This window comes from Pseudomonas sp. A0308 (assembly GCF_044218815.1).
In the GTDB taxonomy this organism is placed as follows: domain Bacteria; phylum Pseudomonadota; class Gammaproteobacteria; order Pseudomonadales; family Pseudomonadaceae; genus Aquipseudomonas; species Aquipseudomonas iridis.
Map to the genome: position 1 here is coordinate 3830719 of NZ_CP162581.1, position 12823 is coordinate 3843541.

Annotated in this window: 18 protein-coding genes; 6 read left to right on the forward strand and 12 right to left on the reverse strand. The window is 59.6% G+C overall.

Annotated features, from left to right (window positions below; genetic code table 11):
• Positions 1-35: 35 nt before the first annotated feature.
• The gene (gene mtgA / locus AB4P92_RS17655; RefSeq protein ID WP_042561556.1) at positions 36-758 is read right to left on the reverse strand and encodes a monofunctional biosynthetic peptidoglycan transglycosylase; all 723 of its coding nucleotides are present in this window, start codon (positions 756-758) and stop codon (positions 36-38) included.
• A 74-nt stretch (positions 759-832) separates the two neighbouring features.
• Here mtgA and AB4P92_RS17660 point away from each other — a divergent pair, with 74 nt between their 5' ends.
• The 4 genes from AB4P92_RS17660 (at position 833) to trmB (ending at position 3074) form a co-directional block, all read left to right on the forward strand.
• On the forward strand, positions 833-1204 hold the full coding sequence (locus AB4P92_RS17660; protein WP_042561555.1) for a DUF423 domain-containing protein: 372 nt from the start codon (positions 833-835) through the stop codon (positions 1202-1204).
• Between the two features lie 80 nt (positions 1205-1284).
• A complete protein-coding gene (thiS, locus tag AB4P92_RS17665; RefSeq protein ID WP_162184594.1) occupies positions 1285-1485 on the forward strand; it encodes a sulfur carrier protein ThiS in 201 nt (66 codons plus the stop codon).
• A gap of 60 nt (positions 1486-1545) precedes the next feature.
• On the forward strand, positions 1546-2340 hold the full coding sequence (locus AB4P92_RS17670) for a thiazole synthase (protein WP_395597940.1): 795 nt from the start codon (positions 1546-1548) through the stop codon (positions 2338-2340).
• Between the two features lie 8 nt (positions 2341-2348).
• Positions 2349-3074: a tRNA (guanosine(46)-N7)-methyltransferase TrmB gene (gene trmB, locus AB4P92_RS17675; protein ID WP_042561553.1), complete on the forward strand. Its 726-nt coding sequence runs from the start codon at positions 2349-2351 to the stop codon at positions 3072-3074.
• 130 nt (positions 3075-3204) lie between these two features.
• Here trmB and AB4P92_RS17680 read toward each other — a convergent pair whose 3' ends face one another.
• The 10 genes from AB4P92_RS17680 to AB4P92_RS17725 form a co-directional block, all read right to left on the reverse strand.
• Complete coding sequence (locus AB4P92_RS17680) at positions 3205-3528, reverse strand: DUF3392 domain-containing protein (protein ID WP_150593591.1); 324 nt, start codon at positions 3526-3528, stop codon at positions 3205-3207.
• Positions 3529-3550: 22 nt separating this feature from the next.
• Complete coding sequence (gene hemW, locus AB4P92_RS17685) at positions 3551-4756, reverse strand: radical SAM family heme chaperone HemW (protein ID WP_042561551.1); 1206 nt, start codon at positions 4754-4756, stop codon at positions 3551-3553.
• The gene (gene rdgB, locus AB4P92_RS17690) at positions 4753-5349 is read right to left on the reverse strand and encodes an RdgB/HAM1 family non-canonical purine NTP pyrophosphatase (protein WP_261735601.1); all 597 of its coding nucleotides are present in this window, start codon (positions 5347-5349) and stop codon (positions 4753-4755) included. The genes hemW and rdgB overlap by 4 nt, the downstream gene beginning before the upstream one ends.
• Positions 5346-5780 (reverse strand): DUF4426 domain-containing protein, encoded by a 435-nt coding sequence (locus tag AB4P92_RS17695; RefSeq protein ID WP_042561549.1) that lies wholly within the window; start codon positions 5778-5780, stop codon positions 5346-5348. The genes rdgB and AB4P92_RS17695 overlap by 4 nt, the downstream gene beginning before the upstream one ends.
• 18 nt (positions 5781-5798) lie before the next feature.
• Positions 5799-6419 (reverse strand): methionine biosynthesis protein MetW, encoded by a 621-nt coding sequence (gene metW, locus AB4P92_RS17700; protein WP_042561548.1) that lies wholly within the window; start codon positions 6417-6419, stop codon positions 5799-5801.
• 7 nt (positions 6420-6426) lie between these two features.
• Complete coding sequence (locus AB4P92_RS17705; protein WP_042561547.1) at positions 6427-7566, reverse strand: homoserine O-acetyltransferase; 1140 nt, start codon at positions 7564-7566, stop codon at positions 6427-6429.
• Positions 7567-7752: 186 nt separating this feature from the next.
• Positions 7753-8046: a DUF167 domain-containing protein gene (locus tag AB4P92_RS17710; protein ID WP_042561546.1), complete on the reverse strand. Its 294-nt coding sequence runs from the start codon at positions 8044-8046 to the stop codon at positions 7753-7755.
• Positions 8043-8633, reverse strand: a complete 591-nt coding sequence (locus tag AB4P92_RS17715) for a YggT family protein (protein WP_042561545.1) — start codon at positions 8631-8633, stop codon at positions 8043-8045. The genes AB4P92_RS17710 and AB4P92_RS17715 overlap by 4 nt, the downstream gene beginning before the upstream one ends.
• Positions 8634-8643: 10 nt before the next feature.
• Entirely contained in the window at positions 8644-9462 is an 819-nt protein-coding gene (gene proC / locus AB4P92_RS17720) for a pyrroline-5-carboxylate reductase (RefSeq protein WP_042561544.1), read from the reverse strand.
• Between the two features lie 23 nt (positions 9463-9485).
• A complete protein-coding gene (locus AB4P92_RS17725; RefSeq protein WP_395597941.1) occupies positions 9486-10172 on the reverse strand; it encodes a YggS family pyridoxal phosphate-dependent enzyme in 687 nt (228 codons plus the stop codon).
• A 56-nt stretch (positions 10173-10228) separates the two neighbouring features.
• Here AB4P92_RS17725 and AB4P92_RS17730 point away from each other — a divergent pair, with 56 nt between their 5' ends.
• The gene (locus AB4P92_RS17730; protein WP_007953348.1) at positions 10229-11263 is read left to right on the forward strand and encodes a type IV pilus twitching motility protein PilT; all 1035 of its coding nucleotides are present in this window, start codon (positions 10229-10231) and stop codon (positions 11261-11263) included.
• 107 nt (positions 11264-11370) lie between these two features.
• Here the strand turns inward: AB4P92_RS17730 and AB4P92_RS17735 are convergent, their stop codons facing one another.
• Positions 11371-11988 carry a C40 family peptidase gene (locus tag AB4P92_RS17735; RefSeq protein WP_042561542.1) on the reverse strand — a complete coding sequence of 206 codons (618 nt, stop codon included), beginning with the start codon at positions 11986-11988 and terminating at the stop codon, positions 11371-11373.
• Positions 11989-12236: 248 nt separating this feature from the next.
• Here AB4P92_RS17735 and AB4P92_RS17740 point away from each other — a divergent pair, with 248 nt between their 5' ends.
• Entirely contained in the window at positions 12237-12671 is a 435-nt protein-coding gene (locus AB4P92_RS17740) for a TM2 domain-containing protein (protein ID WP_042561541.1), read from the forward strand.
• The last annotated feature ends 152 nt before the right edge of the window (positions 12672-12823 follow it).

Genomic DNA, 12823 nt, shown 5'->3' on the forward strand with positions numbered 1-12823 from the left:
GAGCTGCCGAAGGCTGCGATCCTTTGATCTTGAAGTCACTGCGCCCACGGTGCACGCCGCGAATCATTCAGACTCAGCAGATAACTCGTCCCACCCAGCTGACTCATTTGCTGTCGAATCCACCCGGCCCGGCGTGCGACATAAGCCGTCGGATGGCTCGCGCTCCACACCCGCGGGTTGGGCAATACCGCCGCCAGATAACTCGCCTGCTGTCGGGACAACGACTTCGCGCTCACGCCGAAATGATGTCGCGCTGCGGCTTCGGCGCCAAACACGCCGTCATCCCACTCGACACTGTTCAGATACACCTCGAGAATCCGCTGTTTGGGCCACAACACTTCGATCAGCGCAGTAAACCAGGCTTCCAGGCCTTTACGCAGATAGCTGCGCCCGGCCCACAGAAACAGGTTTTTCGACACTTGCTGGCTCAACGTACTGGCGCCGCGAATTGAGCCGCCGAGTTCGTTGTGCGCCAGCGCTGCCTGGATTGCGCTGAAATCAAAGCCCCAATGCTCGGGAAATTTCTGGTCTTCGCCAGCCATGACCGCCACTTTGAGATCGTCGGAAATCTCGTCCCACGGCTTCCAGGTGCGCTGCAGGTCGATCGGCTCGCCGTCGATCCAGGATTCGACCTTGCGCTCGACCATCAGCGCGGTGCCCGGCGGCGGTACGAAGCGAAATACCAGAACCAGCAATACGCTGCCCCCCGCGAACCAGAGCAGGGCCTTCGTGAGACGACGGAAAATTGAACGCAACATAGAGATGGCTTGGCCGAACCCGTGGAGCGGGCCATTATACAGACCCTGCCGATCGAGTCTGACTGGAGTTCCCAATGCTGCGTGGCTTTTTAATGCTGGCCGCTTTTTTTGGTTTCACGGGTGTCGCGCTGGGTGCGTTTGCCGCCCACGGCCTCAAAAGCCGTCTGACACCTGAGTATCTGGCGATTTTCCACACGGGCGTCACCTATCAACTGGTGCATACACTGGCGTTATTCGGTGTGGCATTGCTGGCTACGCAGATTCAGGGGCGACTGGTCACTTGGGCCGGTATCTCGTTCACTGTCGGTATCCTGCTGTTTTCCGGCAGCCTGTACCTGCTGACCACCACCGGCATCAGCAAGCTCGGCATCATCACCCCGTTCGGCGGGTTGGCGTTTCTCGTCGGCTGGGTGTGTCTGGGCCTGGCTGCCTGGCGCTTGCAATGAACCGCTTGACGCTTGGTGCTGACCTTTAGGTCATGATCGGGCTAGAATGCCAGCCCCTAAAAATGATGGCGGCATTGCGCATGCGCATTCAGTTGAACGGTGAATCCCTTGAACTGCCCGACGGTGAAACCGTTGCGGCCCTGCTGACCCGTCTGGATCTGACCGGACGCCGGGTGGCGGTCGAACTCAATCTGGATATCGTCCCGCGCAGCCAGCATGCCGACACCGCGCTAAACGACGGCGATAACGTCGAGGTGGTTCACGCCATCGGCGGCGGCTAATCGCGCGGCCCACAAGGGCACAGAATTCTGCAAGACCCTCACCCCTAAAGAGGATTCCCCATGAGCATCGTTCGTAGCGACAAGCCTTTTGTGCTGGCCGGTCGTACTTACCAGTCGCGTTTGCTGGTCGGTACCGGCAAGTACCGTGACATGGAAGAAACCCGCCAGGCCATCGAAGCCTCGGGTGCCGATATCGTCACCTTCGCCGTGCGCCGCACCAACCTCGGCCAGATCGAAGGCGAACCGAACCTGCTCGACGTATTGTCGCCGGATCGCTACACCTTCCTGCCGAACACCGCCGGTTGCTACGACGCCATCGAAGCCGTGCGCACCTGCCGCCTGGCCCGTGAGCTGCTCGACGGCCACAATCTGGTGAAGCTGGAAGTACTCGCCGACCAGAAAACCCTGTTCCCCAACGTGATCGAAACCCTCAAGGCCGCCGAAACACTGGTCAAGGAAGGTTTTGACGTGATGGTTTACACCAGTGATGACCCGATCATCGCCCGTCAACTGGCGGAAATCGGCTGCATCGCCGTCATGCCGCTGGCCGGTCTGATCGGTTCTGGCCTGGGTATCTGCAATCCATACAACCTGCAGATCATCCTTGAAGAAGCAAAGATTCCGGTATTGGTAGACGCCGGTGTCGGCACCGCCTCCGATGCCACCATCGCCATGGAACTGGGCTGTGACGCAGTGCTGATGAACTCGGCCATTGCCCACGCGGGTCAGCCCGTGATGATGGCCCAAGCCATGCAACACGCGATCGTCGCGGGCCGTCTGGCCTACCTCGCCGGCCGCATGCCGAAAAAACTCTATGCCAGCGCCTCTTCGCCGCTGGATGGTCTGATCAAGTAAGAGCCAAGATGACTGAATCGAACGACACGCCTATCCAGCCGGAAGAGGGCGACGAGCGCCAACACCGCCGCATCAAGAGTTTCGTGATGCGCGCCGGGCGCATGACCGAAGGCCAGCAGAAAGGCCTGGATCAAGGCGCACCGCTGTTCGTGCTGCCATTGGCCGATGAGCCGGTCGATTACGATCAGGTTTTCGGCCGTTCGGCACCGCGCTCGCTGGAAATCGGTTTCGGCATGGGCCATTCGCTGCTGGAAATGGCCGCTGCTGCACCGGATCAGGATTTCATCGGCGTTGAAGTTCACCGTCCGGGTGTCGGCGCGCTGCTCAATGGCGTACTGACGCAGGGCCTGACCAACCTGCGGGTCTACGATTGCGACGCGATCGAAGTGCTCAACCGCTGCATCGCCGACAACAGCCTCGACCGCCTGATGCTGTTCTTCCCGGATCCGTGGCACAAAAGCCGTCACCACAAGCGTCGTATCGTCCAGGCGTCGTTCGCTGAACTGGTGCGCAGCAAGTTGAAGGTCGGCGGCATTCTGCACATGGCTACCGACTGGGAGCCGTACGCCGAATACATGCTGGAAGTCATGAACGTTGCCCCGGGCTATCGCAACCTCGCCGAAGACGGCAAGTGCGTACCGCGCCCGGCCGAACGCCCGATCACCAAGTTCGAACGCCGCGGCGAACGTCTTGGCCACGGCGTGTGGGATCTGAAGTTCGAAAAGCAGTCGTAAGCCTTACGCAGTAACAATGTGGGAGCGAGCCTGCTCGCGAAAGCGCTCTGACCGTCAACGATGAAGTTGAATGTCATGACGCCTTCGCGAGCAGGCTCGCTCCCACATTTGCTTTGTGTATGGCTCGAATTCAGCGGCGGTCGGCGACTACGCCGATCAGCACCAGTACCACCAACAACACTGGCGCCAGGCTGTAGTTGTTGAACTGGCTCAGACCTTTGATCACCCATGGTGTGGCGTAAATCAGCGCTGCGCCGCTGCCGACCATGCACAGCAGCGCCATTAGCGGGACGCGCAGGGCGCCGGCAATGCTGCCCAAGCGTTGCTCGACCCAGCCTTTGAAGTCGGCGCCGAACAGCACCAGCAGGCAGCCCACCAGTGCCAGGGCGATTTCCGAGAGGTTGCTGCGGCTCCAGCGGGAGACGGTGGCGAGCAGGTCGAGTATCAAATCCATGCGTTTTCCCTTAGCACTGAAATCAGTTCAGAAATTGTTGCAGCAAGTCATTGAGGAACAGCTGTCCGCGCTCGGTGGCCGCCAGACGTGACGGTTCGACCTGCAACAGACCGCTTTGTTCTGCGGCTGCCCGGCCTTCGGCGAGGCTTTCCAGCGACAGCCCCGTGCGCTGCGGATACAGGCGCGATTCGACGCCAGCGGTCAGGCGCAAAGCATTCATCAGAAACTCGAACGGCATCTCGTCATTGGTCAGGGCTTTTTCGCCAGCCTGGAAGCTTTTTGCCGGGTTGAGATAGTCCTTCGGCAAACGGGTTTTCCAGGTGCGCACGATGCGCCCGTCCGGATGGCTGAGCTTGCCATGCGCACCCGCGCCGATGCCGATGAAGTCGCCGAAACTCCAGTAATTGAGGTTGTGCCGCGCCGGGCGGCCGGTTTGGGCATAGGCCGACACTTCGTATTGCGCGTAGCCGTGCTCGGCCAGCAGCGCTTGCCCGGCTTCTTGAATGTCCCATAGCGTGTCGTCTTCGGGCAGCACAGGCGGCTGATTCCAGAACACGGTGTTCGGCTCCAGCGTCAGTTGGTACCAGGAGATATGCGTGGGATTCAGTTCGATGGCCTGGCGCAGATCGCTCAGCGCATCGTCCAGCGACTGATCGGGCAGGCCGTGCATCAAGTCGAGATTGAAGTTATCGAACCCGGCCTGCCGCGCCATGCCAGCCGCACGTACCGCTTCGTCGCCGTTATGGATACGGCCGAGGGCCTTGAGTTTTTCCTGCTGGAAACTCTGGATACCGATCGACAGGCGATTGATCCCCAGTTTGCGGTACGCAACGAACTTCTCTTGCTCGAAGGTGCCGGGGTTGGCTTCCAGCGTGATTTCGATGTCGTGAGCAAACGGAATGCGCTGCTCTACGCCCTCCAGCAAGCGCCCAAGCGCCTCGGCACTGAACAGGCTCGGCGTACCGCCACCGAAGAAAATCGAGCTGATTTCGCGACCGTAGACCGCATGCAGATCCTGATCGAGATCGGCCAGCAACGCGTCGACGTACTCCTGCTCCGGCAGCACCGGGCTGGCGGTGTGCGAGTTGAAGTCGCAATACGGGCATTTGCGTACACACCACGGGATGTGGATGTACAACGACAGGGGCGGCAACGTCGGCAATGGCGCCCGTGGCGAAGAAGCGGCGCCGCCGACTATCAGCGACGACGCAGAAGAGTCACGGGTCATTTCAAGCCCAGACGCTGGCGCAGCAGATCCATTGCACGGGCGCGGTGGCTGATCTGGTTCTTGTCGGCAGGCGTCAGCTCGGCGCTGGAGCAATCACGCTCCGGCACCCAGAACAGCGGGTCGTAACCAAAACCGTGTTCGCCGCTGGCCGCCGTCAGCATGCGCCCGTGCCACAGGCCTTCGCAGAGGATCGGCAACGGATCGTCGGCGTGACGCACCAGTGCCAGAACACAAACGAACTGCGCGCCGCGCTCGGCATCAGGAACGTCCTTCAAGGCATCGAGCAGTTTGGCGTTGTTTGCCGCATCGCCCTTGCCGTCGGCATAACGCGCCGAGTAGATGCCCGGTGCACCGCCGAGGAAATCCACAGCCAGACCGGAATCGTCGGCCAGCGCCGGCAGCCCGGAAATGCGCGCGGCATTGCGTGCCTTGAGGATCGCGTTCTCGACGAACGACAGACCGGTTTCTTCCGGCTCCACGTTGCTCCACTCACCGATCGAGCGCAGTTGCACCGACTCGCCGAGCATGGCCTGGAGTTCCTTGAGTTTGCCGGCGTTGTGGCTGGCCAGTACGAGCTGCTTGAGGTTCATCATTCGCCGGGGAAAAGTTCTTGGTTGAAATTGATGGTGTTGATCTTGTCGCCATTCTGCACCTTGATTTCAAAGGTGCGGGTTTCCTGCTGTTCCACCGGGTACTGGGCGATGTAATAGATCGCGCCCTGTTCGGTGACCTGGCGGAAGTTCAGCGGCACGCTTTTGCTGGTCAGGTCTTTGACCGTGCCGGTGACATTGGCGACCAGTGGTTTGCCGTCCTTGATCACCGAGACATTGATCACGCCTTGGTTCTTGCTGCGGATCAGTTCGGCAGCCTTGGCGATGTCAGGCGTCAGAAAGGTGGAATTAAAGGTGTTGTAGTGAACGGTGACATCACCAAACACTTCCTTGCGCTCGCCCTTGATCGCGTCGGCGGCGACCGCCGAAAAGCTCAGACATGCTGCCAACAGCGTGCCAATCAAACGTCTCATGCTCGTTCTCCTCGAATGTCAGACCGCGATTTGGTGATCTGCCAGTACCGGGCTGCTGACGCGGTAGATACCAATCTCACCTAACAGATTAGGCCATAGCTTACTGGCCCACCCGTGACGGTGCTGTTGATCCACGGCAAGCCGATCAATGACCTTCGCGTCACGTTCGCGGCAAAGTTCTTCAAAGTCTTCGAAGGTGCAGAAGTGAATGTTCGGCGTGTTGTACCAGGTGTAGGGCAGAAACTCCGACACCGGCATGCGCCCCTTGCTCGCCAGATACCAGCGGCAGCGCCAGTGGCCGAAATTAGGGAAGGTGATGATGCACTGACGACCGACCCGCAGCATTTCGTCGAGGATCTTGTCCGGGTAGTGCACGGCTTGCAGGGCCTGGGTCATGACGACGATGTCGAAACTGTTGCTGGCAAAGTTGCCGAGGCCCTTGTCCAGATCCTGCTCGATGACGTTGACGCCTTTGGCCACGCACTGGGCAATGTTGTCAGCATCGTTTTCCAGGCCATAACCGGTGACCTGCTTGTTGTCGCGCAGCCAGGTCAGAAGTTCGCCGTCACCGCAACCGAGGTCGAGGACGCGGCTGCCGGCGGGGATCCATTCCTGGATGATTTCCAGATCAGCTCTCATGGCTTTCTCACAACGTGATGCGGTTCATGTAATTGCCGAACGCCTGCAAGTAGCGAGGGATCGGAATCAGGAAGGCGTCGTGGCCCTGCGGTGCGTCGATTTCCAGATAGCTGACGTCTTTGCGCGCCGCCATCAGTGCATCCACCAGCTCACGCGAGCGCGCCGGGGAGAAGCGCCAGTCGGTGGTGAAAGACATCACGCAGAACTTGGCCGTGGCGTTCTCGAAGGTTTTCGCCAGGTTATCGTCGAAGTTCGCCGCCGGATCAAAGTAATCCAGCGCCTTGGTCATCAACAGATAGGTGTTGGCGTCGAAGCGTCCGGAGAACTCTTCGCCCTGATAACGCAGGTAGCTTTCGACCTGGAACTCGACACTGTGGAAGTCGTAGTTGAGCTTCTCGCTCTTCAGGCCACGGCCAAATTTCTCGCCCATCGAATCGTCGGACAGGTAGGTGATATGGCCGACCATGCGCGCCAGCATCAGGCCGCGCTTGGGGATTACACCCGCTTCCTGGAACGAACCACCGTGGAATTCCGGGTCAGTGAGAATCGCCTGGCGCGCCACTTCATTGAACGCGATGTTCTGCGCCGACAGCTTGGGCGCCGAGGCGATGGCCAGGCAGTGACGCACGCGATCCGGATAAGTGATGGTCCATTGCAGCGCCTGCATACCACCGAGGCTACCGCCGATCACCGCGGCCCACTGGCCGATGCCGAGCAGGTCAGCGAGACGCGCCTGGCTGTGCACCCAGTCTTCCACGGTGAGCACCGGGAAGTCGGCACCGAACGGTTTGCCGGTCTCAGGGTTGATGCTGCTCGGGCCGGTGGAGCCGTTGCAGCCGCCCAGATTATTCAGGCTGACCACGAAGAACTTGCTGGTGTCGATCGGTTTGCCGGGGCCGATGCAGCTGTCCCACCAACCGGGTTTGCGGTCGTCGACGCTGTGATAACCGGCGGCGTGATGATGGCCGGACAAGGCGTGGCAGATCAGCACGGCGTTGCTCGCCTGTGCGTTCAGCGTGCCGTAGGTTTCGTAGATCAGGTCATAGGCTGGCAGCGAGCGGCCACAGGCCAGGGCCAGAGGTTCGCTGAAGTGCGCCGTTTGCGGCGTCACCAGACCAACAGAATCGGGGGGAAAGGCAGTTGGCATCGACCCTGCTCTCGTTGAAATGAGGCGTAAGTCTAAAGACCGGGGGGGTTAGCGGCAAGCAACCATCTGGCCCTCATGTGTTCGCTCTGGACCGAGGTGCCGCCATTCGCGAGCAGGCTCGCTCCCACAGGGGATTGCGTTTCAATGTGGGAGCGAGCCTGCTCGCGAATGGGACGACTCGGTGGATCAGGTCGGACGCATTAGATCTGGCAAATCCGGCAACTTCTTCGGCGAGCAAATCTTCACCCGTTTCTGCCGGTTCAACTCGCCACTGAGCAAGCTGACCTGGCTCTTGGACACCCCAAAAGCCTTGGCCAGAAAACCCATCAGATACGCATTGGCCTTGCCCTCGACCGGTGGCGCAGTCAGGCGGATTTTCAGGCGATCACCGTGCAGCCCGCAGAAATCATCGCTACGGGCTGCCGGTTGCAGGTGACACTCCAGAATCAGGTCGTCACCGTCCCAACGAAACCAGCTCACATCAGCAGACGGAGGATTTCCGGCATCATCGTCATCGCCGCCAGATTGTTGATCACCAGCATGTCGATCAGCTTCAGCGCGAGGAAGGCGAAGATCGGCGACAGATCCAGACCACCGAGGTTAGGCAGGAACTTGCGGAACGGCGCCAGGGCCGGCTCGCAGATCTGGTTGACCAGCTCAGCGCCCGGGTTGTGGCTGCCCGGAGCGACCCAGGACAGGATCACGCTGATGATCAGGGCAAAGAAGAAGATCTTCAGGAACAGCGCAGTCACGCCGATCAGCGACCAGATAAGCAGTTGCAGCGGGTTGCCGATGGTGCCGTAAGTCAGCAGCAGGGTCAGCGCCATCAGCGCCAGTTGCACCAGAATCGCCAGCACCAGCGACGACATGTCCAGACCGAACATGCTCGGGATGATCCGGCGCAGTGGCTTGAGCAGCGGCTGAGTCGCTTTGACGATGAACTGGCAGAGCGGGTTGTAGAAGTTCGCCCGCACCAGTTGCAGGACGAAGCGCAGCAGCACGATCAGCAGGTACAGGCTGCCGAGGGTTTGCAGCACGTAAACCGCTGCAGTGTTCAATCCAATCATGTAAGGCTCCTTATTTGCCCAGTTGTTCGGCCATTTCGGCCGAGCGGTGCGCGGCGGCGCCGAGTGCTTTTTCCACCAGAGCTTCGAAGCCCCCGGCCTGGAACGATTTGATCGCGGCTTCGGTGGTACCGGCCGGCGAGGTCACGCGACGACGCAGTTCGGCAGCATCGACGTCACTGGCCGCTGCCATGTGCGCGGCGCCCAGTGCGGTTTGCAGGGTCAGTTGTTCAGCGGTTTCTTTCGGCAGCCCGAGTTTGACGCCGGCGGCGGTCATGGCTTCGATCAGCAGGAAGAAGTACGCAGGGCCGGAGCCGGATACAGCGGTCACTGCATCGAGTTGTTGTTCTTCATTCAGCCACAGTGCGATGCCGACGGCGGACAGCAGTTCTTCGGCTTGCTGGCGTTGTTCGGCAGTCACTTCGCTGGTGGCGTACAGACCACTCACGCCCTGACGCAGTAGCGCCGGGGTGTTGGGCATGCAGCGTACGATCGGCTGCTCGCCTAGCCATGCAGTCATGCTCGCGCAGGTGATGCCCGCCGCGATGGAAACCACCAGTTGATCAGGTTTGAGGCTCGGGCGAATCGCTTCGCAAACGGCTTTCATCGCCTGTGGTTTGACCGCCAGCACGACAACGTCGACGCCTTCGATGGCCTGAGCGTTGTCGGCGAAAGTTTCAATGCCGTGTTCGGCGCTGACCTTGGCGCGGGTTTCTTCGCCCGGGTCGCTGGCGCGGATGTGTGCAGCTTCCAGACCCTTGGCCCGCAGGCCGCCGATCAAACTGGCGGCCATGTTGCCGGCACCGATGAAGGCAATACGTGTGTTGCTCATGTCAGGTCCTTATCTGGAAAATTTCAAGATTGGGAATAGTCGCGTGCGCCAAACAGGGCGGTACCAATCCGCACCCAGGTGGCGCCTTGGGCAATAGCCGACTCAAGGTCATGGCTCATGCCCATGGAAAGTGTGTCGAGCGGCAGATTCAGGCTGGCCTGCAAACGTTGCACGGCAGCAAACGCGGCGTCCTGCTCGGCGCGATCTTCAGTCGGCTCGGGAATCGCCATCAAGCCGCGCAGCTTAAGGCGTGGCAGGGCGCTGATGGCATTCGCCAGCGCCGGCAGGTCGGCCGGGGTGCACCCGGACTTGCTGGCTTCACCGCTGACGTTGACCTGAATGCAGATGTTCAGCGGCGGCAGTTCGGCCGGGCGCTGTTCGGACAGGCGCTGGGCAATTTTCAGACGATCCACGGAGTGCACCCATTCGAAATGCTCGGCAATCGCGCGAGTCTTGTTCGATTGAATGGGGCCGATGAAGTGCCAGATCAAGGGCAGGTCGGCCAGTTCGAGCTGTTTGCTCAGGGCCTCTTGCAGATAGTTCTCGCCAAAGTCCCGCAGACCGGCGGCATGAGCTTCGCGCAGCGCCTCGGCAGGTTTGGTTTTGCTCACGGCCAGCAACTGCACGCTGTTTTCAACGCGTCCGGCAGCAGCGGTGGCGGCCTGGATGCGCGAACTAACCTGAAGGATGTTGTCTGCTATCGTGGACATCAAGAGGCGCCGTGGGTCTGAAGGTTCGCGGCATTCTACTGGAATTGAGGAGCGCTATGGATATCACTGAACTGCTGGCCTTCAGCGCCAAACAGGGCGCTTCCGACCTGCACCTGTCGGCCGGTCTGCCGCCGATGATCCGCGTCGATGGCGATGTGCGGCGGATCAATCTGCCGGCACTGGACCACAAGCAAGTGCACGAATTGATCTACGACATCATGAACGACACCCAGCGGGTCGACTTCGAGAAACATCTGGAAACCGACTTTTCCTTCGAAGTCCCCGGCGTGGCGCGCTTTCGGGTCAATGCCTTCAATCAGAATCGTGGCGCGGGTGCCGTGTTTCGCACCATTCCCTCGAAAGTGCTGAGCATGGAAGACCTCGCCATGGGCGACGTCTTCCGCAAGATCACCGATGCTCCGCGCGGGTTGGTGCTGGTCACCGGGCCGACCGGTTCCGGCAAGTCGACCACGCTGGCGGCGATGATCGACTACCTCAACACCCATCGCCACCATCACATCCTGACCATCGAAGACCCGATCGAGTTTGTTCACGAGTCGCGCAAATGCCTGATCAATCAGCGTGAAGTTCACCGCGATACCCGAAGTTTCGCCACGGCTCTGCGTTCGGCATTGCGAGAAGACCCGGACGTGATTCTGGTGGGCGAGATGCGCGACCTGGAGACCATTCGCCTGGCGCTGACTGCCGCCGAGACCGGGCACCTGGTATTCGGCACGCTGCACACGACGTCTGCCGCGAAAACCATCGACCGTGTGGTGGACGTGTTCCCCGGTGACGAGAAATCCATGGTGCGTTCGATGCTGTCGGAGTCACTGCTGGCAGTGGTCTCGCAGACGTTGATCAAGAAGATCGGCGGCGGGCGTGTGGCGGCGCATGAGATCATGCTGGGAACGTCAGCGATCCGTAACCTGATCCGCGAGGACAAGGTGGCGCAGATGTATTCGGCGATTCAGACCGGTGGGTCGCTGGGGATGCAGACACTGGATATGTGCCTGAAAGATCTGGTGACCAAGGGCTTGATCAGTCGCGAGCATGCGCGGGAGAAGGCGCGTACGCCGGATAACTTTTAAAAGCAAAAGATCGCAGCCTTCGGCAGCTCCTACACAGGTCAGATCATCCACATATCGGGGATGAACTAAAAATCCTGGAGCTGCCGAAGGCTGCGATCTTTCGACCGTTAGCGCTGAACCACGCGCATCTGGCTTTGCTCTTTCGGTAATACACGCTTGGCAACCACGTAATGTTTCTGCCAATACGGCTTGTTCAGCGTATCGATGCTCACCGACTTGCCACGACGTGGCGCGTGGATAAAGCGGTCGTTGCCCATGTAGATGGCAACGTGATTGACCCGACGGCTCTTGAGTTTGAAGAAAATCAGGTCGCCCGGTTTCAAATCCTTGCGGTCGACTTTCTCACCGTGGCCGCTGGCCATGGCATTGGAGGTGCGTGGCAGGTCGAATGTGGCGTCGTTGAACGCGTATTTCACCAGGCCGCTGCAATCAAAGCCTTTACTTGGGCTGCTGCCGCCCCAACGATAAGGAGTACCGAGGACGTTTACGGCGCGGCTCAGGACATTGCTGCTTTCCTTGCTCGCCATCGGCGGTACCAGACTGCTGCGGCTTTTGCTGCTCAGCGTGGTGATTTTGCTTTGTTTGCTTTTGCTCGATGGGGCAGAAGCGTGGGATTTAGGGGTAAAGCCGTTAACGTTAGGAAGACGTTGCTCACGATTGGTGGCGTGGGCGGCCAGTGGCATTAATAGGCAAATAGTTAGCCATGTCTTGAAAAATGGTCGCATTAGGCGTGGCTCTTAAGTGATAGCGCGCAACTTTATAACAGCTTTTTTGTGACTTCCGAGGCCGTTGGTCGATTCAAACGGGAGGCAACGGAACCAAATAAGCGGCAAATTGACGCGATTGTCGGACAGAGGTCCGGTGCTATAAGGCTTTCACGGTAGCGACGGTAACATTTGCCATACGTCGGCTACCTGTAAAAAAGTCACAAAGAATTCAAGAATATTTATCTATCGAGTGCATCGAGGTCTTCATGAACAGCTATCAGCTACCCCGTGTGAAGGAAAAAACCACCCACAGCAAAATCATCGGTTACCTGCTGTGGATCTTCGGATTTACCGGTGCCCACCGCTTTTATTACGGCAAGCCTGTGACCGGGACGATCTGGTTCTTCACCTTCGGTTTGCTGGGAATTGGCTGGCTGATCGACCTGTTTCTGATCCCGGCAATGGATCGCGAAGCAGATCTGCGCTTTGCCGACGGGCCGATCGAGTACAACGTGGCGTGGATTCTGCTGACGTTTCTCGGCGTGCTGGGCGTGCACCGGATGTACCAGGGCAAGTGGATCACCGGCTTGTTGTACCTGCTGACCGGCGGGTTGTTCTTCATTGGCGTGCTGTATGACTTCTGGACACTGAACGATCAGGTCTCGGTGCGCAACGCGCAGAATCGCGGCACTTTTCAATAAGCCATCGCTAGCAGGCGAGCTCCCACAGGTGATTTGTGTCGTGCACAGATCCAATGTGGGAGCCAGCCTGCTGGCGATTGGGGCGACGCTGAGTGAAGATCAAAAGATCGCAGCCTGCGGCAGCTCCTACAATGGAATGCGTTCCAACTTGT

Excerpts from the sequence above, each read along its gene's own strand:
- mtgA (WP_042561556.1), bottom strand. The coding sequence starts at position 758 with ATGTTGCGTTCAATTTTCCGTCGTCTCACGAAGGCCCTGCTCTGGTTC.
- hemW (WP_042561551.1), bottom strand. The coding sequence starts at position 4,756 with ATGACCCGTGACTCTTCTGCGTCGTCGCTGATAGTCGGCGGCGCCGCT.
- AB4P92_RS17670 (WP_395597940.1), top strand. The coding sequence starts at position 1,546 with ATGAGCATCGTTCGTAGCGACAAGCCTTTTGTGCTGGCCGGTCGTACT.
- AB4P92_RS17740 (WP_042561541.1), top strand. The coding sequence starts at position 12,237 with ATGAACAGCTATCAGCTACCCCGTGTGAAGGAAAAAACCACCCACAGC.
- thiS (WP_162184594.1), top strand. The coding sequence starts at position 1,285 with ATGCGCATTCAGTTGAACGGTGAATCCCTTGAACTGCCCGACGGTGAA.
- proC (WP_042561544.1), bottom strand. The coding sequence starts at position 9,462 with ATGAGCAACACACGTATTGCCTTCATCGGTGCCGGCAACATGGCCGCC.
- rdgB (WP_261735601.1), bottom strand. The coding sequence starts at position 5,349 with ATGATGAACCTCAAGCAGCTCGTACTGGCCAGCCACAACGCCGGCAAA.
- AB4P92_RS17695 (WP_042561549.1), bottom strand. The coding sequence starts at position 5,780 with ATGAGACGTTTGATTGGCACGCTGTTGGCAGCATGTCTGAGCTTTTCG.
- AB4P92_RS17660 (WP_042561555.1), top strand. The coding sequence starts at position 833 with ATGCTGCGTGGCTTTTTAATGCTGGCCGCTTTTTTTGGTTTCACGGGT.
- AB4P92_RS17715 (WP_042561545.1), bottom strand. The coding sequence starts at position 8,633 with ATGATTGGATTGAACACTGCAGCGGTTTACGTGCTGCAAACCCTCGGC.
- AB4P92_RS17730 (WP_007953348.1), top strand. The coding sequence starts at position 10,229 with ATGGATATCACTGAACTGCTGGCCTTCAGCGCCAAACAGGGCGCTTCC.
- AB4P92_RS17680 (WP_150593591.1), bottom strand. The coding sequence starts at position 3,528 with ATGGATTTGATACTCGACCTGCTCGCCACCGTCTCCCGCTGGAGCCGC.
- metW (WP_042561548.1), bottom strand. The coding sequence starts at position 6,419 with ATGAGAGCTGATCTGGAAATCATCCAGGAATGGATCCCCGCCGGCAGC.
- AB4P92_RS17705 (WP_042561547.1), bottom strand. The coding sequence starts at position 7,566 with ATGCCAACTGCCTTTCCCCCCGATTCTGTTGGTCTGGTGACGCCGCAA.
- AB4P92_RS17725 (WP_395597941.1), bottom strand. The coding sequence starts at position 10,172 with ATGTCCACGATAGCAGACAACATCCTTCAGGTTAGTTCGCGCATCCAG.
- AB4P92_RS17735 (WP_042561542.1), bottom strand. The coding sequence starts at position 11,988 with ATGCGACCATTTTTCAAGACATGGCTAACTATTTGCCTATTAATGCCA.
- trmB (WP_042561553.1), top strand. The coding sequence starts at position 2,349 with ATGACTGAATCGAACGACACGCCTATCCAGCCGGAAGAGGGCGACGAG.